Here is a 24,917-nt window from a genome sequence, read left to right on the forward strand (position 1 = left end):
TCAGTTGTTTGTAATGTCTCATTGTAAAATCTCTTGCCGGAGAAAAAGTAGTTAGCTTATGAGCAACTGACCACTTAATCTAGCCAAAACAAGTTATGCACTTACAATTTGAATCTAGGCTATATTGGTGTCTAGTGTAATACATATTACGAGCTGAAATAACCATGAAACAAGATCTAAAAGCTGCTTTACTTACTGCCATTATTTATCCTGGTGCGGGGCATTTTTCTTTAAAAAAACACCTTATAGGCGCTATTTTTGCGGGTGTATTCTCTGTTCTTTTAATTTTAACCTTTCAAGATATATTTGCGATTGCACAGTGTACTGCAAATGAAATTGTAAACGGAAAAATACCCATGTCGGTTACGGCCATTTTAAAAGCCGCGCAACAACCTTCTGACACCTGCGCTCAACTCGCTGAATATAAGTATGTACCTTTAATGATTATAATTTGGGTGCTGAGCATTATGGATGCATACCGTTTGGGCAGAAAAGCGCTGCCTACTAAAAAATAAGCGACTTAATCAGAACTAGGTTTGGTTGGCTTATTAATATTTTACCCTGACATTTAGCTATTATTGATGGCGGTAATAATTATTATTACCGCCTTTTCCATTTTTATACATATTTTTTGTAACCGAGATTTCTGCCTGCACCATGTAAACATCGTGTAAATGCCTGTATATACTGAGTAAAATCCTCAAACCTCGTTAAATCGTTCACTTGTTGAAGTTTAGTTAATTAAAATCCTTCTTCTTGTACCTTTTTATTCATTTAATGTTATTAAATAAGTGGTACTTTCTGCTCGCCAAATTAACTTTATTTGACTATTAAGTATTGGTTTGGTGTCAATTTATTACGTCAAGCAATGACGACTGATAATTTCAATTTAAGGAAATACGATGAATAACAGTTCAAATAATCACAAAAGAAAGGATTTTAAAGTGGCGAGCTTATCGTTAGCTTTATTATTAGGATGCTCAACAATGGCCAATGCCGCTGTTGAAAAGTTAACGGTGAGTGGGAATCAAATTCTTGCAGGTGGAGAAAACACAAGCTTTGCAGGACCTAGCCTATTTTGGAGTAACACCGGTTGGGGCGCTGAAAAGTTTTATACAGCACAAACAGTAGCAAAGGCAAAAACTGAATTTAATGCAACATTAATTCGTGCAGCTATTGGTCATGGTACGAGTACTGGTGGTAGTTTGAACTTTGATTGGGAGGGCAATATGAGCCGTCTTGATACTGTTGTAAACGCAGCTATTAGCGAAGATATGTACGTTATTATTGATTTTCATAGCCATGAAGCACATACCGATCAGGCAACTGCAGTTCGCTTTTTTGAAGAGGTAGCTACTAAATATGGGCAGTACGACAATGTTATTTATGAAATTTATAACGAGCCGTTACAAATTTCGTGGGTTAACGATATTAAGCCTTACGCAGAAACAGTTATTGATAAAATTAGAGCAATCGATCCTGATAACTTAATTGTGGTTGGTACGCCTACGTGGTCGCAAGATGTTGATGTGGCATCACAAAATCCAATTGATCGCGCCAATATTGCTTACACTCTGCATTTTTATGCTGGCACGCATGGTCAATCGTATCGAAATAAAGCACAAACAGCACTCGATAACGGCATTGCACTATTTGCTACAGAGTGGGGAACAGTTAATGCTGATGGCAATGGTGGTGTTAATGCTAATGAAACTGATGCATGGATGGCATTTTTTAAAACAAACAATATTAGCCACGCTAACTGGGCTTTAAACGATAAAAACGAAGGTGCATCGTTATTTACTCCAGGCGGTAGTTGGAATTCACTAACATCGTCAGGCACTAAAGTTAAAGAGATCATTCAAGGTTGGGTGGTAGTACGGTCGCTTTAGACTCTGATGGCGATGGTATAAGTGACAGCCTTGAGCAGTGCGATAATACTCCCGCAGGTACAACGGTTGATAGTATTGGTTGTGAGGTAACTGACAGCGATGGCGATGGTATTAGCGATAGTGTTGATCAATGCCCTAATACACCTGCAGGTGAAACTGTTAATAATGTAGGTTGCGTTGTTGAAGTAGTTGAACCACAAAGCGATGCGGATAACGATGGAGTGAATGATGATATTGATCAGTGCCCAGATACACCCGCTGGTACAAGTGTTGATACAAACGGATGCAGTGTTGTAAGTTCAACAGATTGTAATGGTATTAATACATATCCTAATTGGGTGAAAAAAGATTATTCGGCCGGTCCGTTCACTCACAATAACACCGACGATAAAATGCAATATCAAGGCAATGCGTATAGCGCAAATTGGTATACAAACAGTATTCCCGGAAGTGATGCTTCGTGGACGCTTCTTTATAGCTGTAATTAAGCGCGTTTAATAAAATAAACGAAGAAGGTAAATAATGTTTTTACCTTCTTTTTAAAAGTATTAGCCTTTATAAACACTTTGGTGTTGATCAGTGATGTTGTAGCTAGGGGAGTTTATGTTATCTATATAACGCCAATCGGTTGTGATTTGTTCTTTAGTAATAGTCAGTAACATATAACCACGGTGTGATAAGTCACAATAATTTAAGTCGTTTATTAGTAATGTAAGCGAGTCAGCCATTTGCTTTGCTTGTGCTGTATTAAGCGCTAAATAATGCTCCATCCCCGGGGATGTAACACCAGGCGTTGCAAATTCTACTCCTACGCTTTCGCCTTTTGCATTTTTTAATGTGCCATGCCACGCATTGTGCGTATCACCTGCAACCACGACTAACTTTTTATTTAATGCAGTAACGCTTTTGTATAATGCTTCGCGCTCGCTTGGGTAACCATCCCACGCATCTAAATTGTAAGGCATTAAAGTATTTACGCGTGCGAGTTGCGCGGGCGTTACCGCTTTATTTGCTAATACGGCTTTTTTAATGGCAACAAGCTCTTTTAATACCTGAGGTATTTTAGTGCGATCGGATTGCGAGAATATTTCAGTAGGTAGCCACATTTTAGTCATTAATACTTGCTGGCCTAATATTTGCCACTTTGCATTTGATTTAGTTATTGCACTGGTGAGCCAATTTAGTTGTGTGCCACCTAGTAACTGCCTTTTTGGATTATTTAAATCACTGGCAAAGCGCGCAACATCCATTTGTTTGGTCTCTAGGTTTTTATAGTCGCTGTAAGCGAGTTGTTTATCGCGCGCTATTACGCGAGTATCTAGCATGTGCAAGCTTATTAAATTACCAAAATCGAAGGTGCGGTATATTTGCGGGCTTTGTTCGCCCATAGGTGGCCTAATTGGCAGCCATTCGTAATAGACTTGAATAGCTGCTGCACGGCGCTTAAAAAAGTCACCTTCATCAGGGGTATGATTTTCAGCACCACTTTTGTAGGTATCATTAGTAACTTCGTGATCATCCCATATTGCGATAAAAGGCGCTGCAGCGTGAAGTGCTTGAAGGCCTTGGTCTGTTCTGTAAATGGCATAGCGCTTACGATAGTCGCTAAGGGTAATAATTTCACCGCTGTTATCGGCTGCTAATTGGCGGCCAATTTTTTCAGCATTTTCGGTAGCGTATCCGCCCATTGGGTATTCGTAAATGTAATCTCCCAAATGCAGTACTACATCTAAATCTTTTTGCTTAGCGGCATCGGTGTAGGCATTAAAGTACCCAGCAGGGTAGTTTGAGCACGACACAACAGCCATTTTTATTTGCTCAACATTGTTTATTGGTAGTGTTTTAGCACGGCCAATTGGGCTTTGTGTATTTAAACCCATAAAACGATAAAAGTACTCTGTGTTTGGAGCAAGTTCTTGCACATCTATTTTTATTGTAAAGTCTCGGCTTTTATCTGTTTGTTCGCGCCCGCTGCGGATGATGTTTTTAAATTGAGAATCACTTGCCAGCTCCCAGGCAACAGTAACTTCAAAATTTGATTGAGCAGTGGTTGCACGTGTCCAAATTATTAAAGCATTACTGAGCGGATCGCCACTAGCTACACCGTGTTTAAATTCAATAGCCGATAGAGGTTTGTTTACTAGTGTTTGAGCACAACCTGTAATGGCACTCGATACTGCTACGGTAAATATACTTGCTGCTGAGGTTTTTAAAAAATTTCGACGTGATGAAAGGGTCATACTGCACTTTTTGAATTATTTATAGTGGTGTGCACTTTAGCGGGTAGATATGACGTTTTTATAAACGCTAAATGTATTTAGTGTGACGGTATTAATACATTTAAACCCTTTTATTTATTAACTAAAAAATAGTCAAAAAATTAAATTAAATGGTTAAATTAACAAGGTATGAATTTTTTAAATTAAAGAGATGAATGTAAAACTGTTTAATTACAGTTACTTACTATTTATTTTTGTGTTGGCACAACCCTTGAGTATGTAACTACGTCTAAACAATACACAAACAAGGAATACCATTATGAAACATTCAATTAAAATCGCTATGGCAAGTTTATTAGTATTAGGTTCTGCGCAAGTACATGCAACAGAAGTGGACCTAGATGTAACTGATATATTAACTCAAAGTGTAGCAAACTACGTAAAGCAAACCACAATCGAGCTTGAAAAATCACTAAAGGAAACGCTTTATTTTGATGCTAAAACTGTTTTAGAGGGTTTATTAGATGAGCCCGCTTTAACAGATAGCACAGCGCTTAAAAATACTGACACTAGTATTAAAAACGCAAAATAAATTATTTAAAGGATTAAAACGATGAGCAGTGAACTTGGATTATTTGCATTAATGTTAGCACCCGTAGTCAGCATGATTAGCGCTTACTACTCGGTTCAAGTGTTTAAAGCTATGGGAGGTTGGTTTAATCTTTAGCCAATTATATAGCTGGTAATTAATTCGATTCATACAAAGCTGATCGACTTAGCAAAAGCGCACGTAAATAAAGACAGAATGTTTGAAAGAAGTAGACTTTATGAAACGTGCGATTTTTCCATTACCCATTTTTATGTTACCAGAAGGCTATACGCGATTACGCATATTTGAGCCTCGCTATTTAAATATGGTTAAAACCGCATTAAAAAACAATACAGGGTTTGTGCTTTGTACATTTGAGCACGACACGCCATTTAATATAAGCGCGCAAGGTTGCCTTGTTGATATTATTGATTTTGACCAAGACGACAACGATGTATTATTAATCGATGTGTTTGCTTCTCAAAGTGTTCAAATAAATGATGTTTATCAAGACGAGGACGAACTGCGACATGGTTTGGTGTCTTCTTGTAATACGCCATACTGGTATAAGGATTCTAACAACTCAGTTGGCGAACATGACTTATTGCATGATGCGCTTTTAAACGTGTTTAAAAGTAATCCAGAACTTAATTTACTGTACAAAAAAACTCACTTTGACAAACTGCCTTGGATTGCAGCTCGTTGGCTTGAGCTCCTACCTATTTCTATTGAGAAAAAACAGCAACTTGCGTTTGAAACGAACTTTGATAACTTACTGAATTTCCTCCATACTGTGATTAATAACGAATTTGCCTAAATTTTATGATCCTAAATTAATTATTGCCCGTATAAATTAATACAAAAGCAATAACGGGATAAATTATTATGGTAAGTCAACAACAGTCACCACGTTGTGAACCTAATACAGGTAAGTACACTGCCATGCCAGAAACGCCGAGTAAAGAACTCATGCAAGCGCTTATAGATGTTGCACAGTCACGCGATAAAAAAGCATTTTCCTATTTATTTGAATACTTTGCGCCTAAAATTAAACGCTTTGGAATTAAGCAATTTGGTGTTGAAGCTCAAGCAATGGAGCTTGTGCAAGAGACGTTAACATCTGTTTGGCGTAAAGCACATTTGTATCACAGTGATAAAGGTGCGGCTACTACGTGGGTTTATACCGTTATGCGTAATGCTTCATTCGATATGCTTCGTAAAATGAAAAGTAATAAAGAAGAAAATATAAGCGAAGATATTTGGCCGTTATTAAACGAATCACAAGATACACAGCACGAATACAGTGATCATTTAGAAGATAAACAAATTAAACGTTATTTAGACAAATTACCTATTGCTCAACGCGAAGTGGTAAGAGGCGTTTATTTTCAAGACATGTCGCAAGAGCAACTTGCACATCAACTTAATATTCCAGTAGGCACGGTAAAATCACGATTACGTTTGGCCTTGCAAAAATTACGTAATGAAATGGGAGATCAGCATGATTAAACATCACCCGAGTGAAACTTTACTGACACAGTATTGCGATGCATCACTTGCTACATCATTGAGTTTAGCCGTTTCTATACATGTAGATATGTGCCCTGTGTGCCAAGCTAAAGTAGCTAAAATTGAGGCAAGCAATGCAAACGCATTATTCAGCGAAGAGCCAGCGCAATATGAGAAACCTCAAGCTGAGCAACCTGAGTTACTTGAAGAATTTGAATTGAATGTGCTTGATATGATCACGTCTGATGATTCTATCGACGAAGTTTATGAAGTAGAACCTGTTTCTATTAAAGTTAATGAGCATAACTATCAGCTTCCACGTGCGCTAACGCGTATTTCTCACAGTAAATTTACCCAAGTGGGTAAGCTTGCGAGATCGCGTATTGCACTTGATGATGGCCCATTACGCTCTAGCTTGTTACATATTGATGCTGGTGGTGAAATACCAGAACACACGCACACTGGCTTTGAAGTTACTTTACTCCTAGATGGCGAGTTTAGTGATGAAGAAGGAAAATATGTAGCAGGTGACTTTATATGGCAAGATGGTAGCCACCAACATACTCCTTTAACAAAAGATGGTTGTTTGTGCTTTACAGTTGTCAGTAGTGCGCTACATTTTAATAAGGGCTTCAGCAAGTTACTAAATCCAATAGGTAATTTGATTTACTAAGAGAATTTATGCACACAGATATAATAAAAATAGGTATAAGCGCCTGCTTAGCAGGCGAAAAAGTTAGATTTGACACCGGTCATAAAAAGTCAAATTTCTGTATGGATGAGTTAGGTAAACACGTTGAATATACACGGTTTTGTCCGGAGGTAGCGGTAGGTTTACCAATACCTCGACCAACTATTCGCCAAGTTAAAGTGGGAGATACTATTAAAGTATGCCGCCCAGATGGTACTGGAGATGTAGGCCAACAACTTACCGAGTATGGTAAAAAAGTCGCAACAGAACAAGCTAAAGAGTTGAGCGGCTTTGTATTTTGCGCAAAAAGTCCAAGCTGTGGCATGGAGCGCATTAAAATATACAATGAAGCAGGCACGGGTAATACCTCTGAAGGCGTTGGTTTTTTTGCTGAGCAAATAATGAAGCACAACCCATTATTGCCATGTGAAGAAAACGGTCGCTTAAACGACATGCATTTACGTGAAAACTTTGTAATGAGAATTTACGTATTTAAAAATTGGCAAAAGTTGGTACAAGAACCACTAACGGTTCACAAGCTTACTCAATTTCATTCTCAGTATAAGTACTTGTTGATGGCTCATAATTACCAAGCTTATCGAGATTTGGGTAATCTGCTTGGAACGTTCGTAGGTGACGATATAAATGCAGTTGCGGATGAATATATTTTAGGTTTGATGACGGGTCTGAAAAAGCCAGCTTCTCGCAGAAATAATTGCAATACCCTAATGCATTTACAAGGCTACTTTAAAAATGATTTATCGAAGGTTGAAAAACAAGAACTTCGTGATGCGATAGACGAATACCGCGAAGGATTGGTGCCATTGTATGTACCACTTACCTTGTTAAAACATCATTTGAAAGTTCATCCGAATGAGTACCTTGAAAAACAAGTGTTTTTTAACCCATACCCTCACGATTTAAAATTACGATTTGGTATTTAATGGATACATTATTTTGGTTTAGGCGCGATTTGCGCCTTTTTTCTAATGAAGCGTTAATTCAAGCGCTAAATAATGGCGCTAAACACGCCATTTTTTTTGTGTCTGAAAAGCAGTGGCAACAACACCAAGCTGCGCCTATTCAGATTGACTTACTCAAGCGCCGAGTTGCTTATCTTCAATCACAACTTGCTGATTACGGTATTACTTTACATATTATTGAAGCGCCTAGCTTTAGTGATTGTACGCGCGAGCTTATTAACTTTTGTAAAGCAAACGATGTAAAACACGTAATTGCTAATACAGAATATGAGCTTAATGAAGCAAACCGCGATAAAGCAATTTTGCATGAATGCGATGAGCTTTCTATTACTTTTACTTTGTACGAAGGTGATTTAATTGCGCCTGCAGGCTCTGTCAAAAATCAAAGTAATGAAATGTATAAAGTGTTTACTCCTTTTAAACGTGCATGGTTAAAGCAGTATCAAGATACACACTTTAGTTTGCCACAATGGCCTTTAACTTCTGACCCTATTGAGTTTGACGAGAGTGATTTACTAAAAAGTGATGGATGCTCAGATAAGTGGCCGGTTGACGACGAAACACTCTCTACCGTAGTTGATAACTTTATATGCGACAAACTTACAAGTTACGACGACCAGCGTGATATTCCCAGTGTAAAAGGCACATCGGGTTTAAGCCCGTATTTAGCACTAGGTATTGTAAGCACAAAGCAACTGCTTATTAATATTCAGCAGCGTTATCCTGATATTTTAACTACATCAAAAAGTAAAACGTTTACGTGGATTAACGAGCTTGTTTGGCGCGAATTTTACAGACATTTAATTGCTGAATTTCCGAAGCTTTCGCGCGGCGATAACTTCAACGAAAAGTATAATGCTGTAGTGTGGCGTAAAAGTGAAAGCGATTTTAAAGCATGGTGCGAAGGGCGTACAGGTTACCCATTAGTGGATGCAGCAATGCTACAACTTAAGCAAACCGGTTGGATGCATAATCGTTTACGAATGGTTGTTGCAAGCTTTTTAACTAAACATTTATTAATAGACTGGCGTGAAGGTGAGCGCTTTTTTATGCAGCACTTAATTGATGGCGATTTAGCCTCAAATAATGGTGGTTGGCAGTGGGCTGCAAGTACGGGCTGTGATGCTCAGCCTTATTTTAGAGTTTTTAATCCTATCAGACAAAGCGAGCGCTTTGATCCAACGGGCAAGTTTATCCGTAAGTATTTGCCAGAGCTTGAAAACGTGCCAGATAAACACATTCATTTTCCACACACTTATTTAGCCGCAACAGGCAAAGATAAGGAATGTTACTGGCCAGCAATAGTTGATCATAAAGCGGCACGAGAACGTGCACTTGCTGCATTTAAGGTGTGATATGGATAACCAGTTACCAGTAGATAAATTTGTTGAAATATACCAACAGCTTGATAGTACTAATCTTGATTTATTGAGTGATATTTACTGTGACAACATACAGTTTATAGACCCGATGCATGAAATTAACGGCATTGTAGAATTGCGCAGATACTTTGCTAACTTATACAGCAATGTTAAGCATTGCCAGTTTGATATTAGTGATTCGTTTAATAGCGGTAACAATGCTTTTATTTATTGGACTATGCATTATGCACATCCAAAGCTCTCATCAGGTAAAACTATCTCGGTAGACGGTCATAGCAAGCTTATTTTTAAAGATGGCAAAATTATTAAGCACAGAGACTACTTTAATGTGGCCGAGTTGTTATACAAACACATTCCTTTACTTGGTAGCGTTATAAAGCTAATTGATAAAAGAGCAGGTTAATTATGATCACACTTATAACGGGTGCTACATCAGGTATTGGCGAGCAGCTAGCAATTAAATATGCACAGCTAGGAGACACTGTTATAGCTTGCGGCCGTAATAGTGATAAGCTCGCCGAGCTTGCTAAATACGACAATATCCAAGCATGCAAATTTGATGCAACTAACCTGCAAGATATAAAAGAGTCTACTATTGGCTTTCCTCATTTTGACCGTGTTATTTTAAACGCTGGTAATTGTGAATATATAGATGATGCGCGCAACTTTGATAGCGCGCTGTTTGAGCGTGTAATAAACGTAAATTTACTTTCTATGGGGTATTGCCTTGAGGCGTTACTTCCTAAAATAAATCCAGGCGGCCAACTTGTTTTGGTCAGCTCAAGTGTTACTTATCTTGCGCTACCTCGTTCAGAAGCTTATGGCGCATCAAAAGCGGGTGTAAGTTACTTAGCAAAAAGCTTAGCGGTTGATTTAAATGATGTTGATGTGACTTTAGTTCATCCTGGGTTTGTAAAAACGCCACTTACTAATAAAAATGATTTCCCGATGCCTATGGCCGTTACTGCTGAAAAAGCAGCTGACTACATGATTAAGGGTATTCAAAAACGCCGCAAAGACGTTCATTTCCCTTATCGTTTTACACTTATATTAAAAGCTTTACGCATTTTACCACTGCCGATTTGGCTTAAAATCGCAAAAGGATTAGCCCGTTGAAAAAAATAGCAATAATAGGAACTGGTGTATCTGGTTTAACATGTGGGCATTTGCTTCACAAACATTACGATGTAACCGTATTTGAAAAAAATGATTACATAGGTGGCCACACAGCAACGGTTGATGTTGATGTGTGTGGCATCAAATACGCAATAGACACTGGCTTTATTGTATTTAATGACCGAACTTACCCATATTTTGAAAAGCTACTTTCGCGCATTGGTATTGATAAACAAACAACCCAGATGAGCTTTAGTGTGCATAACGAAGCCACTGGTTTTGAATACAATGGACATACGTTTACAAGCTTATTTGCACAGCGTCGTAATATTTTTAGACCTAAGTTTTGGCGATTATTGTACGACATTGTTAGGTTTAACAAACTGTGCAAAGCAATGCATGAAAAAGGTGATTACCAGTCTGATCAATCATTAGGGCAATTGCTTAACGATAACCAGTTTAATGACTTTTTTAAATACCATTATATTCTTCCTATGGGCGCGGCTATTTGGTCTACCAGTATTAAAGAAATGGAAAACGTAGGCGTTGAGTTTTTTGTTAAGTTTTTCTTTAATCATGGGCTTTTAGATGTAACCAATAGACCACAGTGGTATGTAGTACCAGGAGGCTCTCGTCAGTACATTAAGCCGTTGATCAGAGGTTTTGCCGACAAAATTAACCTCAATACAAATATTAAATCAGTTACGCGTCAAAATGATGAAGTAACAATAGAGTTTGCCAATGGTGAGCAAAGTAAATTTGATAAAGTAATATTTGCTTGTCATTCAGATCAGGCGCTTGCACTACTGGGTGATGCTACTGAGCAAGAAAAGTCAGTATTGGGTGCAATAGCTTACACTCAGAACTCAGTGGTGCTGCACACCGATACAAACCTTTTGCCAGATAGAAAAGCAGCATGGGCAAGCTGGAACTACCTACTTAATAACAACACTGATAAAGCCGCTGTTGTAACTTATCAAATGAATATTTTGCAAGGTATACAATCAGATACACAGTTCTGTGTAACGCTTAACCATCTTGAAGGAATAAGCCAAAGTAAAATTTTGCGCGAGTTTACTTATCACCACCCTGTATTTAACCAAGAGTCTATTGCGGCTCAAAAACTTAAACACAGTATTGATGGGCATAATAATAGTTATTTTTGTGGTGCTTATTGGTACAATGGCTTTCATGAAGATGGCGTACACAGTGGTGTAGATGTAGCCAAGCAACTTGGGGTCGAATTTGACTAGTGCAGTGTATTTAGGCGATGTTAAACATCGCCGTTTTGCTGTTAAAGAACATCGCTTTAGTTACCCTTTATATATGATGTGGGTAGATTTAAATAATCCTCAACAACTAAATGGTGTGCATAAACACATAGGTACGTCAGGCTTAAAGGCGTTAAAGTTTAATGAAGATGATTATCTTACAGGCACCTCACAGCTTGCTAAACGTCCCCTTATTGAGCGTGCACACGAACAACTTGCCAATTTAGGTATTACTGAAACCTTTTCTCATATTTACATGCTTGGGCAACTTCGTTGTTTTGGTGTGTATTTTAGTCCTGTTAATTTTTACTTTTTTGGACATAACGACACCCGTTTTAAATACATGATTGCTGAAGTAAGTAATACACCATGGAACGAACGTCATTATTATTTAGTACCTTTAGAAAAAAAAGTGAACTTTAAAAAGGTTTTTTCCGTATCACCTTTTATGAATCTAGATATGAACTATCATTGGCATGTTAAGCAATCGCTTGATAAAACATTGATACACATTGAAAATAAGCGAAATGAAGAGCTATTATTTGATGCTACACTTCGCTTAAAACGTAAAGAGCTTACTAAAGAAGAAGTTAATAAGTTATTTAAACGTTTTCCGGCCATGACATGGTCTATTTTCAAAGGTATTTATTATCAAGCGTTAAAGTTGTTTATTAAACGAGTTCCTTTTTTAGGTCACTCAGGCAAGCCATAAAGCACATAGATAGTCAGGACAATTAATAGGTATTTCAATGGATAAAGTGTCGAGCTTAAATTGCGAACAAAGCACAAATTGGTTAACTAACATATATAAAAAATTAGTGACTAAAGCCTTTTCGTCAATTGAAACAGGCCAAATAATTTTAATTGATGCAAATGAGCGTACAGTTTTTGGTGACCCATCTTCAGTGCTAAAAGCAACGATTATAGTAAACGATAAAGCTATGTATAAGGCATTTGCATTATCTGGGAGCGTTGGCGCTGGTGAAGCCTATATTTTGGGGCATTGGTCTTGTGACAACTTAACCTCTTTCATTGAGATATTTGCTATAAATGAGAAGCAACTTGATGAGTTTGAGAAGAAATTCGCATTTTTTAGTAATATTGCACACCGGTTTAATCACATAAAAAATAAAAACTCTGAATCGGGCTCTAAGAAAAACATCGTTGCTCATTACGACTTAGGCAATGATTTGTACGAATCATTTTTGAGTAAAGAAATGCTTTACTCAAGTGCTGTATATCCTACAAAAGAAGCCACACTTGAAGAGGCTCAACAATACAAGCTTAAACGCATTTGTGAGCAAGTTGAGCTTCAAAAAAATGATTCAGTAATTGAAATTGGTACAGGGTGGGGGGCTTTTGCTATATATGCAGCCACACATTACGATTGCCATGTAACAACAACAACCATATCTGATGAGCAACATGATTATGTAGCTAACAAGATTGTTGAGCTTGGTCTTGAAAGTAAAATTACATTACTTAAGCTTGATTACAGGCAGTTGAAAGGAAAGTACGATAAGCTTGTTTCTATCGAAATGATAGAAGCGGTGGGTCATGAGTACTTACCTAGCTTTTTTACCCAATGTGGTGAATTGTTAAAAGACGACGGTGCCATGCTCATACAAGCTATAACTATTGGCGATCAGCGTTATAAGCATTACTTAAAAAACTCTGATTTTATTCAGCAGTATATTTTTCCAGGCGGGTGTTTGCCATCACTTAATGAAATGAGTGAGCAGATTAAAAATAATACAGACATGGTAATTCATACTGTTAATGATATTGGTGCACACTACGCAAGAACATTAGCAGACTGGCGAAGCCGTTTTATAAAAAGCTGGCCTGATTTGGACCGCTCAAAATTTGATGAACGTTTTTATCGTTTATGGTTGTTTTATTTTGCTTACTGCGAAGGCGCGTTTAGAGCTAGAGCAACAAGTACGGTGCATTTAATGGCGCGTAAACCACGTTTTATTAGCGATAACGATGATATTGCGCTCGGTTACTAATTTTGTTTTATTTCAAGCAGTGTGGTTTTTATCCTTGCTGCTTGAAGCTGATTCGCTACTTTTTAGCGGATTGATTATTGTTTTAATGTTTTGGTTGTCAAAACAAAAAAAACAAGACACCTTACTTCTTATTAAAGTCCTACCTTTAGCACTATTATTAGAATTTATAGCAGTAAAGTTAGGCTTGTTAGAATTTAAAGTTTATCCCTTCCCTCTATGGCTCGTCTTTTTATGGGCTGCGTTATTACTTTCTTTAAATACTTCTATGGTTTTTTTGAGTAAATTAAAGCTTTGGCAGGCCTTTTTAGTATGCATGGCTTTTGCGCCAGCAAGTTATTGGGCTGGAGCACGCTTTGAAGTAATAAGTTTAGGTTTACCTTTATGGCAGTTTTGGCTCGTTTACGGTGCGCTTTGGTCTACAGTGTTTACTGTTATTCTTTTTATAAACCAAAAAATCAAGTTATTCATCAATCGCTGATCGCCCACAATTCACATTTCGTAACATTACTCATTGACTCAAGGGAGCTTATTTTGAAATTTTTACTAAAGGCAGTTACTTTTTATTTGCTTACAACTTCAATTGTTTTAGCTAACACACAGTTTAACAAAGTAGGCGAAGCACGAATGGAGTATTTATTTTGGGATGTATATGACGCGGTTTTATTTACCTCTTCAGGTAATTACAGCGCAGGAACGCATCCTATTAAATTTAAACTTACCTATTTACGTGACTTTGAAGCTAAAGAAATCGTAAAAGCAACAAATGAGCAGTGGGAGCATATTGGAAAAAAAGAGCTAGCAGACAAATACGACAGTAAATTATTGTCTATTTGGCCTGATATTAGACAAGGTGATTCGCTAACGTTAGTCACAAATGAGCAGGGTATGAGTACTTTTTATCATAATGATGAAAAAATTGGCGAAATAAATGAACCTCAATTTTCGGATGATTTTTTAGCTATTTGGCTGGATGAAAAAACCTCTGAGCCGAAACTACGAAAGCAACTATTAGGGAATTAATATGAATGTATTTAACGCGTTTAAAACAGCTCTTGTATGCTTATCTGCTTTGTTGCTGATAAGCTGTTCGGCACCAAATGTAGAGCATTATAAAAATACATCGCCAAACTTTGACTTTAAAACATTTTTTAGTGGAAATTTGAAAGCCTACGGTGTTGTACAAGACTTTAAGGGTGAATTGACCCGCAAGCTTGTCGTAGATATGAATGCGAGCTGGGATGGTAACAAGGGCGTTATTGAAGAAGACTTTGTTTATGACGATGGCGAAACTCAAAAGCGTATTTGGAAAATAACGTTAAACGAAGACAATAGTTTAACAGGGTTGGCAGATGATGTTATAGGTACAGCAAAAGGTAGAAGTGATGGCAGCGTATTTCATTGGAATTACGATGTAGAGCTTCCATACGATGGCAGTACTTTAAAAGTGAATTTTGATGATTGGATGTACCTGGTTACACAATCGCGCTTGATAAACCGCACATCTATTGTTAAGTTTGGAGTCGAGGTCGGGGAAGTGACCTTAGTGATCGAAAAAATATAGCTTATTTACCCAGTTGCTTAACTTGCGCCAAAATTGTACTCAAATTAAGTCTTTGTTAACCCAACACGCTGTATTTTACAGAGAATTATTTAAATTTTATTCATTTTTTAAGAATTTAAGCAAAAAATGCAATTTGCTGTTGCTAACTCTTTAAAAATGCATAAAGATAGGTTTTGCGAAGGCAAAATAATAACGAATAGGAATCTAACAATGAATAAAGCTCAATTAGTTGAAAAAATTGCTACTGATGCAGAAATCTCTAAAGCTGCTGCTACTCGTGCTCTTGACGCGTTTACAGGTGCTGTGACTTCTTCTTTAAAAGAAGGTGATTCAGTAGCATTAGTTGGTTTTGGTACTTTCTCAGTAAAAGAACGTGCAGCTCGCACTGGCCGTAACCCACAAACGGGTGCTGAGATCCAAATCGCAGCGGCAACTATCCCAAGCTTTAAAGCAGGTAAAGGTCTTAAAGACCAAGTAAACCCTTAATAGGTTTAACGAATTAAATTAAAAAAAGAGCTAATTAGCTCTTTTTTTTTATGTTTAATAAAGACATCAATTGATGCCTTTATATTATAAATTTATGCTTTTAAGGCTTTATCGCCTCGACCAATGCCAACAGCGCCAGAACGTACAACTTCAATAATATCGGTTTCATGACGAAGAGTGTCTAAAAACGACTCTATTTTGTCTGTACTGCTCACTAATTGTAGACTATAGCTTTGTCGGCCCATATCTAAAATAGCACCTTGGAACACATCAACTACTCGCGTAACCGCTGCACGAGTCGTCTCGTCTTGAGCAAATACCTTAACAAGCAATAGCTCACGTTCAATGTGACTCATTTCTGTTAAGTCGATAATTTTAAGCACGTCGACTAGTTTGTTAACCTGCTTTGTAATTTGCTCTACAACTCTGTCATCACCCATAGTGGTAATGGTAATACGCGACAATGATTGATCGTCAGTTGTGCCCACAGTTAGGCTGTCGATGTTATATGCACGTTGTGAAAAAAGCCCAACAATACGTGATAGGGCACCTGGTTCGTTTTCCAGTAGAATAGATAAAATACGACGCATTATGCTTTTACTCCTTTACGTAACCACATCTCATCAATGCCGCCTAACTTAATTTGCATTGGGTATACATGTTCTTTTTCATCAACGTTTATATCTAAAAAGACTAATCGGTCGTTAATTGACATTGCTTTATCGATAGCAGGTTGTAACTCATCTAGTGTGTTTACTTGTATGCCTACATGGCCGTAGCTTTCAACTAACTTAACAAAATCAGGTAGTGAATCCATATAAGATGATGAATGACGTCCACCGTAAACCATGTCTTGCCATTGGCGTACCATACCTAAAGAGCGGTTATTAAGTGATACAACCTTTACCGCTAGGTTGTACTGTAAACAGGTAGATAGTTCTTGAATATTCATTTGAATAGAGCCATCACCCGTAATACACACAGACTCTTTATCAGGAAAGGCTAGCTTTACGCCCATTGCAGCAGGTAAACCAAAGCCCATGGTGCCTAGGCCGCCTGAGTTGATCCATTGACGAGGATGCTTAAATGGATAATATTGCGCTGCAAACATTTGATGCTGACCAACGTCTGAACTTACATAAGCATCGCCATTAGTGGCTTTATACACCGCTTCAATTACAGCTTGTGGCTTAATTTTGTCGCCATCAGTGTTGTAGCTTAAGCACTTTTGTTCACGCCAGCTGATAATTTGTCGCCACCAATCTTCTTGCGCGCTGCGATCTATTTTAATTGGGCTCTTATCGATACCTGCTTGTAGTTGCTCCAGCACCGTTGCTAAGCAACCCACAACGGGAATATGCGCTTTAATTGTTTTAGAAATTGAAGTTGGGTCAACATCAACATGAACAATTGTGGCATTAGGGCAAAACTTTTGAACATTATTAGTTACCCTGTCATCAAATCGGGCACCAAGCGCTAAAATCACATCGGCGTTAGCCATTGCTTTGTTTGCCTCAAGCGTGCCGTGCATGCCTAGCATACCTACAAAGTTTGGATGCACACCTGATATACCACCAAGCCCCATTAGTGTATTTGTAATGGGGGCATTTAATGATTCAACTAAATGCGTTAATTGCTCTGATGTATTTGAAATAACAATACCACCACCAGAGTAGATAACCAGTTTTTTGGCCTCTAAAATAGCTGTTACGGCTTTGCGAATTTGTTTTGAGTGCCCTTTAGTATTAGGGCTGTACGTTCTAAGTTCTGTTGTTTGAGGAAATTCGTATTCAAACTTAATAGCAGGGTTAAGCATATCTTTTGGAAGCTCAACAACGACAGGACCTGGGCGACCAGTGCTAGCAATATAAAAAGCTTTAGCTAAGATTGTAGGGATGTCTTTAGCACTTCTACAGTTAAAACTGTGTTTAACTACAGGGCGAGAACAACCCACAATATCGGTTTCTTGGAATGCGTCGTCGCCAATCAAATTTGTAGGCACTTGGCCTGATAACACAACCATAGGAATTGAATCCATGTAGGCCGTTGCAATACCTGTAATGCAGTTTGTAGCGCCAGGGCCTGAGGTTGCAAGTACAACACCAACGTCTCCAGTGGCGCGGGCATAGCCGTCAGCCATATGTGTTGCAGCTTGTTCGTGACGTACTAATATATGTTCAATATCATCTTGCTGAAAAAGTGCATCATATAAGTCTAAAACCGAACCGCCGGGATAGCCAAATATGTATTTTACCTTTAACTCTTTTAATGCCTGAACTACTAGTTCAGAACCATTATATTCTTGTTTGCTCATCCTCATTCCTCTGTGCGCTTTTTTATGCATAAAAAAACCCCCGCGTAGTGCGAGGGTTTTTAAAAAGCAGTATCACCTTTTAATACATCCCCGCTGGGCTTATAACTAAGACCAGTACGAGTACGACTAAAAGATTAATGTGTGTGTTCATAGTTTTTACTCTACTTAGCAAAACACTGCTTTTAAATTAAAGATTTTGTATAGGTTTATTTTTAAGGGTTTTAAGCCTTCATGTCAACCTTGAAAGCTGTTTTTTGCATTTTAAATTCGTTTTGTGGCTTTTTTTTAATTTAAAGCTGCAGGAAATCTGTGTTTAATTGAGTTTACTGGCAGAAATTATGCATTTTAGGTTGTAAGTTCGATTTTAGATATAAAAGTGTGTTAGAGACCATTAGCCTTAATTGCATATGTTAACTATATGTTTTTATCGCATGTTTAAATTTCTATTATTAGGTATGATTACCACATAATTATGTTTGAGGAAAACACAGTGAAAAAAGTGACGTTAATTGCGCTTTTAACTACGCTATTAAGCCCTATGGTGGCGGCTAATAACTTAAGTCCGCATGATGTTGGTATAACTAACGAAGAGCGTATTTTATATTGGCTTAAAAAAAGAGACCAAATATCCTCTAGTGAGTTAGATAGTTCATTTAAGTTATATATGAGTAACAAAAACGTTGCCAATCACTCAATTAAAAATGGCTTTAGGCAATTAAAATCCTCCTCCAACGTTTTTTCAAACACAAATAAACAACAGGTCGCTTTTTCAACGTCGCTAGTGCCAGATCAAAGCGTTAATGATGTAAAAGTGTTAGCTATTTTAATTGATTTTCCTGATCTTAAACATGACGACAATCAACTTGTAGAGCAAGACACCGACATGTTTTACGCTGATTATTCAACTGAGCACTATCAGCAAATGCTTTTTAATACTCAAGGTTATACAGGCCCTGATGGACAAAGCTTAAAAACGGCTGCTGATTATTATAAAGCGGCTTCGGGAAACAGCTTAAACTTTAGCGGGCAGGTATATGGCTGGGTAACCGCTAATAGCAATGCAAAAATATATGGTGAGCGCCAAGGCAGTACACGGGATATAAATGCGCCCGCTTTAATTAAAGAGGCTGTGGAGAAAGCAGTTGCAAAGTTTAATATTAATTTAGCGGATTATGACTTAACTGATTTAGATGATATTGATGGCGACGGTATCCTTAATGAACCTAATGGCATTATTGACCATGTAATGGTATTTCATTCAAGTATTGGCGAAGAAGCGGGTGGCGGTTACCTAAGCACCGATGCTATTTGGTCACACCGCTACTATGTATTTGATGAAAATAGCGGGCCGAGCGAGATTGCAGGCAGCAACATTAAGCTCTTTGGTTATACCATTAACCCTATTGATGCTGGGATTGGTGTGGTTGTGCATGAGTTTGGGCATGATTTAGGATTATTAGATGAATACGACTTACAATCTAACACGGTAGGTGAGCCTGTCGCGTCTTGGTCAGTTATGTCGACAGGAAGTTGGGCTGGTTCGCCAAGAGGCTCAGAGCCAGTTATGTTTAGCCCTTATGCGCTTGAATATTTACAAAAGCGGTACCAGGGTAACTGGGTTAACCAGCTTACGCTTGATATGGATGAGATAGAGGCTAATTCACAGCAAACATTAATTAATACTGCGAGTACTTCACAACAGCAAAATCAAATAAAAATATCACTACCACCAAGGCTCGAAAAATTTAGGGCTCCAGTAGAAGGTGATTTTCAATACTATTCAAATACGGGCGACAATATTAGCAACAGCTTAGCTAATACAATAGCGCTACCAAGCACAACTGAGACACTTACTTTAAGCTTTATTGCTTATTACAGTATTGAGCGCGATTACGATTTAGTTCAAGTAAAAGTAGATGGCGAGCCAATCGCGAGTAATTATACGCAAGCGCTTAATCCATACTACGGTGATATTGGTCCGTATATCTCAGGTGATTCATTTCTTAATAGTGATGCTAAGCAACCTAACGGCTATTTGACCCATAAGTTTGATTTATCAGCTTATGCTGGGCAAACAATTGATTTAAAAATTGAATACATAACAGATGCGAACACACATTATTATGGTTTTGTTGTTGATGATATGCGCATTGAGCAAAGTGATACTTTAATTTGGCAAAATAATGCACAAGATCAAGTTAACACTGTGTTTAATGGCTTTGAAAAAGTTGGTAGTTACACATATGCATCGCCATCACATTACTATTTACAACTGCGTTCATACACAGGCGTTGACAGTAGTTTGCAAGCAGAGCAGTACTCACCGGGGTTATTATTGTGGTACAGCAATGAATCTCAAGCAGATAATAATACTACCGAGCATCCAGGCAGTGGTTTTGCATTAGTGGTAGATGCCGATCAGCGATCAATAAATAAAGGTAGTACGCAAACACCGGCAGCTTCAGCAATTCAAATACGTGATGCTGCTTTTAGTCTATATCAACAAAGGGCAGGGTTAGGTGATGATGATTTATCAGCTATCACCGGGTTTACTGATAAAACCGATTATAGCTTTGCAGCGCAAAAACCATCGGGTGTTGTGCTTCCACAGGTTGGTTTTGGGTTTAGTATTATAAGCCAGTCAACAGACAGTGAAGATATAGAAGTAGAGCTTACTTACGATGTTACTAAGGGAATTAATTTTACTAAAAACGGTTTAACCGTTAATTTTAGTGTAGAAGGTTTTGCACTTACTCCAGCGGACAAATTTACGTGGAGTTTTGACGACGGGAGCTCCAGCACAGAGTTAACGCCTACTCATGAATACCAAGACTATGGCACTTATAACGTTGAGTTTATGGCAGATAATGGTACTTCACAGCAAGTAGCTGTAGCACAAGTTACATTAGTTGAACCATTAACTGTAAGTGAAATTGAATATGAAATAAACCAAGGAACTTTAACAGCTGAGGTATCGCTTACAGGTGGAGTTGCACCGTATACTTATAATTGGCAGCTAGGAGATGGAAGTACTTTAGCGACTCAATCGCTTACGTATAATTATTTGTACTCTGGCGATTACCAAGTAACGCTTACAGTGACAGATGACGACGGCACTGAACAATCAAAAGCGATTGATGTAACTGCTAATGTTCCGCTTAGCATAAACGCAAACGCTACAGTTAGTGATTTAAGCGCACAATTTAATGCCCAAGTAACCGGCGGCTTTAATAGTTACACTTACAGTTGGGATTTTGGTGATGGCAGTGCGTTATCAAATTTACAAAACCCAAGGCATACTTATCAAGCTGACGGGACTTATAACGTAACGTTGAATGTTACTGATACTCAAACCAATGATACTTTTACTCAAGAGTTATCTGCTACTGTACAAAAACAACAAAGTAGTTCGGGTTCAAGTGGCGGATCACTGGCGGGTTTATTAGGATTACTACTGTTAAGTTTATTTAGGTTTAATACTAACTTGCCTAAATACATTAGGTAGTAAACGCAGTTAGCAAACATAAAAAAGCCCGCTAAATTAGCGGGCTATTTAAATCAATAACAAATATTAATTATAAACGGTCAATTACTGATTGAGTGAAATCAGTTGTACCGTGGCTGCCACCTAAATCGCGAGTTGTACGGTCGCCTGATTTAATTACATCAGCAACAGCACTACGAATACGCTCTGCAGTATCGCCCATATTTAAATGCTCAAGCATTTGAATAGATGCTAAAATTACAGATGTTGGGTTAGCTAGGTTTTTGCCAGCAATATCTGGTGCACTACCATGTACAGCTTCAAAAATTGCTGCATCTTCACCAATGTTAGCACCAGGTGCCATACCTAAACCGCCAACTAAACCAGCACAAAGGTCAGATAAAATATCACCAAATAAGTTAGTCGTAACAATTACGTCAAACTCTTCAGGTGTCATTACCAGCTTCATACATGTTGCATCAACAATCATTTCATTTGATTCAATTTGTGGGTAACGCTCAGCTACTTCACGTGCTACTTTTAAAAACAAACCAGATGTTGATTTTAAAATGTTAGCTTTATGAACTGCAGTTACTTTTTTACGACCTTCGCGTACCGCTAGCTCGTATGCAAAAGTTACGATTTTTTCTGCGCCTTCACGCGTAATTATCGATTTTGCTTCTGCTTCATTACCGTCTTCACTTACTACTTGGCCAGCACCTGAGTACATACCTTGCGTGTTTTCACGAATAGTAATGATATCAATATCGTCGTAACGTGCTTTAGTACCAACAAATGATTTAACTGGACGTACGTTAGCGTATAAACCAAATTGCTTACGAAGTGTTACGTTAATAGATGTAAAACCTTCACCTACAGGCGTAGTTAATGGGCCTTTAAGAGTGATTTTGTTTTTAGCAATTGTATCAACTGTTTCTTGCGGTAATAACTCACCTGTTTTTTCAAGTGCAGCTAGGCCAGCATCAACAAATTCATAATCAAAGTCGCAACCTGCGGCTTTTAATATTTCAAGTGCTGAGTCGATAATGCTCGGACCGATGCCGTCGCCTTTGATCACTGTGATGGTTTGTTTGGCCATTGACTTTTCCTTTAAAGAGTTTGATTTGCACATAAATTATTACTCTGAGAGAGTAACCGCTTGTTAGAACATTTATGTGAACGTGCTTGAAAATTTAAGGGCGCATTTATATCAATTTATCACCCATTTTGCTAGTTTATACAAAAAATACTGGGTATACACGAAAGTTATAATGGGTATAAAGACATAAAATAGCTTCTAATAAACTAAATACTATTAAACAACTCAAGAGATTCTAATTGTTGATAAAAATCAGCTTGGTTATGCCACTTGAGTATTTTTAGCTGTTCATTTAACGTTTGCTGCTGCCACGGAGTTAGCGAAAGTTCAGGTTTAAACACATTTTGAGCAACAATCTTAAGTGAGATCCAAAGTTTATGGGCCTCAGTTAAGTGCTTTTTAGGTGTTTGCTCTGCTTCTAAGAGTGCTGCAGTCCATGGGTTGTCACTCAATAAATGAGTAAGCTGTTGTGTTAGTTGTTCGGTGTTAATTGAACTTACCCCAAAAAATGAGCAAATAGGGGCACTCAATGTTTTATTTGGTGTGTCGTCAATCAGCGTTTTACGAGAAAGCTGTGTACTGCATTGCGTTAATAAAAAATGGGCGTAAGCGTATAAAGGTAAAGTAATGTGCTCAAACTGGTCATGATCATTTTTACTAACCAATAAAGCCATTATTTTTACTAATCCATTTAATCTGTTAGTCACGTAGGCTTGCAATGGATGTGGGGTAACATTAACTAATTGTTCAAAAACAACCCGTTGAATTATTGCAGGTGCATTATAATAACCGACCATAGATAAACTATGTTTTAAGTCTTTTGCGGGCTGATGTTCTTTATTATATGGTTTTACTGCCTCGCATAAATTAGCAATTACGAGAGGGTGAGGCGCCATCAGCAGGCTTAATCCTTTATAGCTGTATTCGTGCTGTAACTTAATATTACTTATTAGCTCAAGTAAAGATTGTGCCTTATCAACCTCAAGCTCACTTTGTGGTTTTACATGTTCACTGTTAAATACTTTGAAGCTAATGGTTTTATCAGTGCAATGCCATTGTTTTGGATTATCGTTAAGCGTTGCTTTTACTCTGTACCAGGTTAATTTATTTGGATTTGCTGTACTAATTAAAACATGCCGTTGTTGTGCATCAGTTGCTAAATAAATCATGGTTTGCTCAGCGTATAAAACGCGGCTTCCCGGTAATAATGGCCCTAAATGCGCTATTAGTGATTTAATTAATTGCAGTGCGAACAAGTTAGGTGTGCGAATGTACAAATCGGTAAGTGCTTTATATAAGCTAATATGTTTATTAGCCGTGTTGCTCGTAATGTTCATGCTAATAATATTTGCTAGAGCAATCAGCGTTATGCCCCCATCGTAAAGCATTATTTTAGGAGCACTTACCAATGCTTGTTTATACTTATTTAATTTAGCTAGTAACTGCGTAACAGGTTTTGCTGAATCGTCACTAGCTAACATTACTTTTGCTGCTAACTGATGACGCATTTTCCAAATTTTTTTATCAGAATCTTGAAAAGGTGTTTGCTCGCAAAGCTTGTTTAATTGCGCTCCAACACATAAATGTTCAATGAGTGTAGCGGCTATGTATAGCTCACTTAAGGCACTATTATAATTTTGAGATTTACACAGGGCAGCAGTTATGACGCTCTGACTAACAACTAAATTTGTTGCATAAGAATAACTTGGATTATAAAGCGTTAATCGGGATTGTAATGCGAATGGCTGTTTGCTGTAGAGCACTCTATATTGCTCAGCTAGCTTACTTGCCACTGGATATAGAGCTGTCCATTTTTGTTTATTGTTATAATAACTTAAAAACAGCTGCGTATTATTAAGCAGCTGCTCTAAGGTAGTTGAAACAGCTTCATCCATTAAACCTTCACCTAATTTTGTTCTTGGTATTTATTGTATGCACTCGGGCCCCATAAAAACAGCTGCCCATTTTTAAATAATAGGCCAGTACATTCATCCATAGTGGTAATACCGTCAGATGTTTTATGTTGTGTACGATAAAAAACTATCTGAAATACTTGTTCACCATCTCGTTTGGCATAAGTAAGATCGGGGCTGCCTAAGTAATCAAGAACACTATTTAGTGTTGTTGGCTGCTCAAGTGATAGTTTTTCGATGTAACGTTTATTGAAAGCCTCTCGGTCTTGCCAAATCATAGCTTGAGGATCGTCTTTATAAAAGGTAATCACCAATGCAGCTATCAGTGCATATAGCCCTAAACCTAAAATTAAATATCGGATAAATTTTTTCAATATGGCTTACTCTGACTCCGGT

General features: G+C 37.8%; 23 protein-coding genes and 1 pseudogene. 18 read left to right on the forward strand and 6 right to left on the reverse strand.

What is annotated here, in order from left to right; all coding sequences use genetic code 11:
- Positions 1 to 164: 164 nt before the first annotated feature.
- Both I6F10_RS12010 and I6F10_RS12015 read left to right on the forward strand, forming a co-directional pair.
- The gene (locus I6F10_RS12010) at positions 165 to 515 is read left to right on the forward strand and encodes a hypothetical protein (protein WP_197098888.1); all 351 of its coding nucleotides are present in this window, start codon (positions 165 to 167) and stop codon (positions 513 to 515) included.
- 387 nt (positions 516 to 902) lie between these two features.
- A pseudogene (locus I6F10_RS12015) lies at positions 903 to 2,380 on the forward strand (cellulase family glycosylhydrolase).
- Positions 2,381 to 2,440: 60 nt separating this feature from the next.
- Here I6F10_RS12015 and I6F10_RS12020 read toward each other — a convergent pair.
- On the reverse strand, positions 2,441 to 4,132 hold the full coding sequence (locus I6F10_RS12020) for an alkaline phosphatase D family protein (RefSeq protein ID WP_197098889.1): 1,692 nt from the start codon (positions 4,130 to 4,132) through the stop codon (positions 2,441 to 2,443).
- 298 nt (positions 4,133 to 4,430) lie between these two features.
- Between I6F10_RS12020 and I6F10_RS12025 the strand changes: the two genes are divergently transcribed.
- From I6F10_RS12025 to I6F10_RS12095, 15 genes are all read left to right on the forward strand, one after another.
- Entirely contained in the window at positions 4,431 to 4,703 is a 273-nt protein-coding gene (locus I6F10_RS12025; protein WP_197098890.1) for a hypothetical protein, read from the forward strand.
- 235 nt (positions 4,704 to 4,938) lie between these two features.
- Positions 4,939 to 5,517, forward strand: a complete 579-nt coding sequence (locus I6F10_RS12030) for an LON peptidase substrate-binding domain-containing protein (RefSeq protein WP_024596915.1) — start codon at positions 4,939 to 4,941, stop codon at positions 5,515 to 5,517.
- A 68-nt stretch (positions 5,518 to 5,585) separates the two neighbouring features.
- Positions 5,586 to 6,209 (forward strand): sigma-70 family RNA polymerase sigma factor, encoded by a 624-nt coding sequence (locus I6F10_RS12035; RefSeq protein WP_197098891.1) that lies wholly within the window; start codon positions 5,586 to 5,588, stop codon positions 6,207 to 6,209.
- Positions 6,202 to 6,882 carry a ChrR family anti-sigma-E factor gene (locus tag I6F10_RS12040; RefSeq protein ID WP_182768703.1) on the forward strand — a complete coding sequence of 227 codons (681 nt, stop codon included), beginning with the start codon at positions 6,202 to 6,204 and terminating at the stop codon, positions 6,880 to 6,882. The genes I6F10_RS12035 and I6F10_RS12040 overlap by 8 nt, the downstream gene beginning before the upstream one ends.
- Positions 6,883 to 6,890: 8 nt before the next feature.
- Positions 6,891 to 7,844 (forward strand): YbgA family protein, encoded by a 954-nt coding sequence (locus I6F10_RS12045; RefSeq protein WP_138490055.1) that lies wholly within the window; start codon positions 6,891 to 6,893, stop codon positions 7,842 to 7,844.
- A complete protein-coding gene (gene phrB / locus I6F10_RS12050) occupies positions 7,844 to 9,238 on the forward strand; it encodes a deoxyribodipyrimidine photo-lyase (RefSeq protein ID WP_197098892.1) in 1,395 nt (464 codons plus the stop codon). Before I6F10_RS12045 ends, phrB begins: the two co-directional genes overlap by 1 nt.
- A gap of 1 nt (position 9,239) precedes the next feature.
- Positions 9,240 to 9,668 carry a nuclear transport factor 2 family protein gene (locus I6F10_RS12055; RefSeq protein ID WP_197098893.1) on the forward strand — a complete coding sequence of 143 codons (429 nt, stop codon included), beginning with the start codon at positions 9,240 to 9,242 and terminating at the stop codon, positions 9,666 to 9,668.
- A gap of 2 nt (positions 9,669 to 9,670) precedes the next feature.
- Positions 9,671 to 10,381: an SDR family NAD(P)-dependent oxidoreductase gene (locus I6F10_RS12060; protein WP_002962466.1), complete on the forward strand. Its 711-nt coding sequence runs from the start codon at positions 9,671 to 9,673 to the stop codon at positions 10,379 to 10,381.
- Positions 10,378 to 11,634, forward strand: a complete 1,257-nt coding sequence (locus tag I6F10_RS12065) for an NAD(P)/FAD-dependent oxidoreductase (RefSeq protein WP_197098894.1) — start codon at positions 10,378 to 10,380, stop codon at positions 11,632 to 11,634. Before I6F10_RS12060 ends, I6F10_RS12065 begins: the two co-directional genes overlap by 4 nt.
- On the forward strand, positions 11,627 to 12,364 hold the full coding sequence (locus tag I6F10_RS12070) for a DUF1365 domain-containing protein (protein ID WP_188161348.1): 738 nt from the start codon (positions 11,627 to 11,629) through the stop codon (positions 12,362 to 12,364). The genes I6F10_RS12065 and I6F10_RS12070 overlap by 8 nt, the downstream gene beginning before the upstream one ends.
- A gap of 37 nt (positions 12,365 to 12,401) precedes the next feature.
- Complete coding sequence (locus I6F10_RS12075; RefSeq protein WP_197098895.1) at positions 12,402 to 13,664, forward strand: SAM-dependent methyltransferase; 1,263 nt, start codon at positions 12,402 to 12,404, stop codon at positions 13,662 to 13,664.
- Positions 13,642 to 14,142 (forward strand): DUF2878 domain-containing protein, encoded by a 501-nt coding sequence (locus I6F10_RS12080; protein WP_024606006.1) that lies wholly within the window; start codon positions 13,642 to 13,644, stop codon positions 14,140 to 14,142. Before I6F10_RS12075 ends, I6F10_RS12080 begins: the two co-directional genes overlap by 23 nt.
- Before the next feature lie 53 nt (positions 14,143 to 14,195).
- Positions 14,196 to 14,684, forward strand: a complete 489-nt coding sequence (locus tag I6F10_RS12085) for a chalcone isomerase family protein (RefSeq protein WP_197098896.1) — start codon at positions 14,196 to 14,198, stop codon at positions 14,682 to 14,684.
- A gap of 1 nt (position 14,685) precedes the next feature.
- Positions 14,686 to 15,225, forward strand: a complete 540-nt coding sequence (locus I6F10_RS12090; RefSeq protein WP_197098897.1) for a DUF3833 domain-containing protein — start codon at positions 14,686 to 14,688, stop codon at positions 15,223 to 15,225.
- Positions 15,226 to 15,435: 210 nt separating this feature from the next.
- A complete protein-coding gene (locus I6F10_RS12095) occupies positions 15,436 to 15,711 on the forward strand; it encodes an HU family DNA-binding protein (protein ID WP_002962474.1) in 276 nt (91 codons plus the stop codon).
- Between the two features lie 92 nt (positions 15,712 to 15,803).
- Here the strand turns inward: I6F10_RS12095 and ilvN are convergent, their stop codons facing one another.
- Positions 15,804 to 16,301 carry an acetolactate synthase small subunit gene (gene ilvN / locus I6F10_RS12100; RefSeq protein WP_002960314.1) on the reverse strand — a complete coding sequence of 166 codons (498 nt, stop codon included), beginning with the start codon at positions 16,299 to 16,301 and terminating at the stop codon, positions 15,804 to 15,806.
- Complete coding sequence (locus tag I6F10_RS12105; protein ID WP_197098898.1) at positions 16,301 to 18,025, reverse strand: acetolactate synthase 3 large subunit; 1,725 nt, start codon at positions 18,023 to 18,025, stop codon at positions 16,301 to 16,303. The genes ilvN and I6F10_RS12105 overlap by 1 nt, the downstream gene beginning before the upstream one ends.
- A gap of 490 nt (positions 18,026 to 18,515) precedes the next feature.
- Between I6F10_RS12105 and I6F10_RS12110 the strand changes: the two genes are divergently transcribed.
- Positions 18,516 to 21,530: an immune inhibitor A domain-containing protein gene (locus tag I6F10_RS12110; protein WP_197098899.1), complete on the forward strand. Its 3,015-nt coding sequence runs from the start codon at positions 18,516 to 18,518 to the stop codon at positions 21,528 to 21,530.
- A 70-nt stretch (positions 21,531 to 21,600) separates the two neighbouring features.
- Here the strand turns inward: I6F10_RS12110 and I6F10_RS12115 are convergent, their stop codons facing one another.
- From I6F10_RS12115 to I6F10_RS12125, 3 genes are all read right to left on the reverse strand, one after another.
- Positions 21,601 to 22,608, reverse strand: a complete 1,008-nt coding sequence (locus I6F10_RS12115; protein WP_039487666.1) for an isocitrate dehydrogenase — start codon at positions 22,606 to 22,608, stop codon at positions 21,601 to 21,603.
- A gap of 206 nt (positions 22,609 to 22,814) precedes the next feature.
- On the reverse strand, positions 22,815 to 24,503 hold the full coding sequence (locus I6F10_RS12120; RefSeq protein ID WP_197098900.1) for a hypothetical protein: 1,689 nt from the start codon (positions 24,501 to 24,503) through the stop codon (positions 22,815 to 22,817).
- Positions 24,504 to 24,514: 11 nt separating this feature from the next.
- Positions 24,515 to 24,898: a DUF3192 domain-containing protein gene (locus I6F10_RS12125; RefSeq protein WP_024596929.1), complete on the reverse strand. Its 384-nt coding sequence runs from the start codon at positions 24,896 to 24,898 to the stop codon at positions 24,515 to 24,517.
- Between the last annotated feature and the right edge of the window lie 19 nt (positions 24,899 to 24,917).

Source organism: Pseudoalteromonas sp. SWYJZ98 (assembly GCF_015864495.1).
GTDB lineage: Bacteria > Pseudomonadota > Gammaproteobacteria > Enterobacterales > Alteromonadaceae > Pseudoalteromonas > Pseudoalteromonas distincta.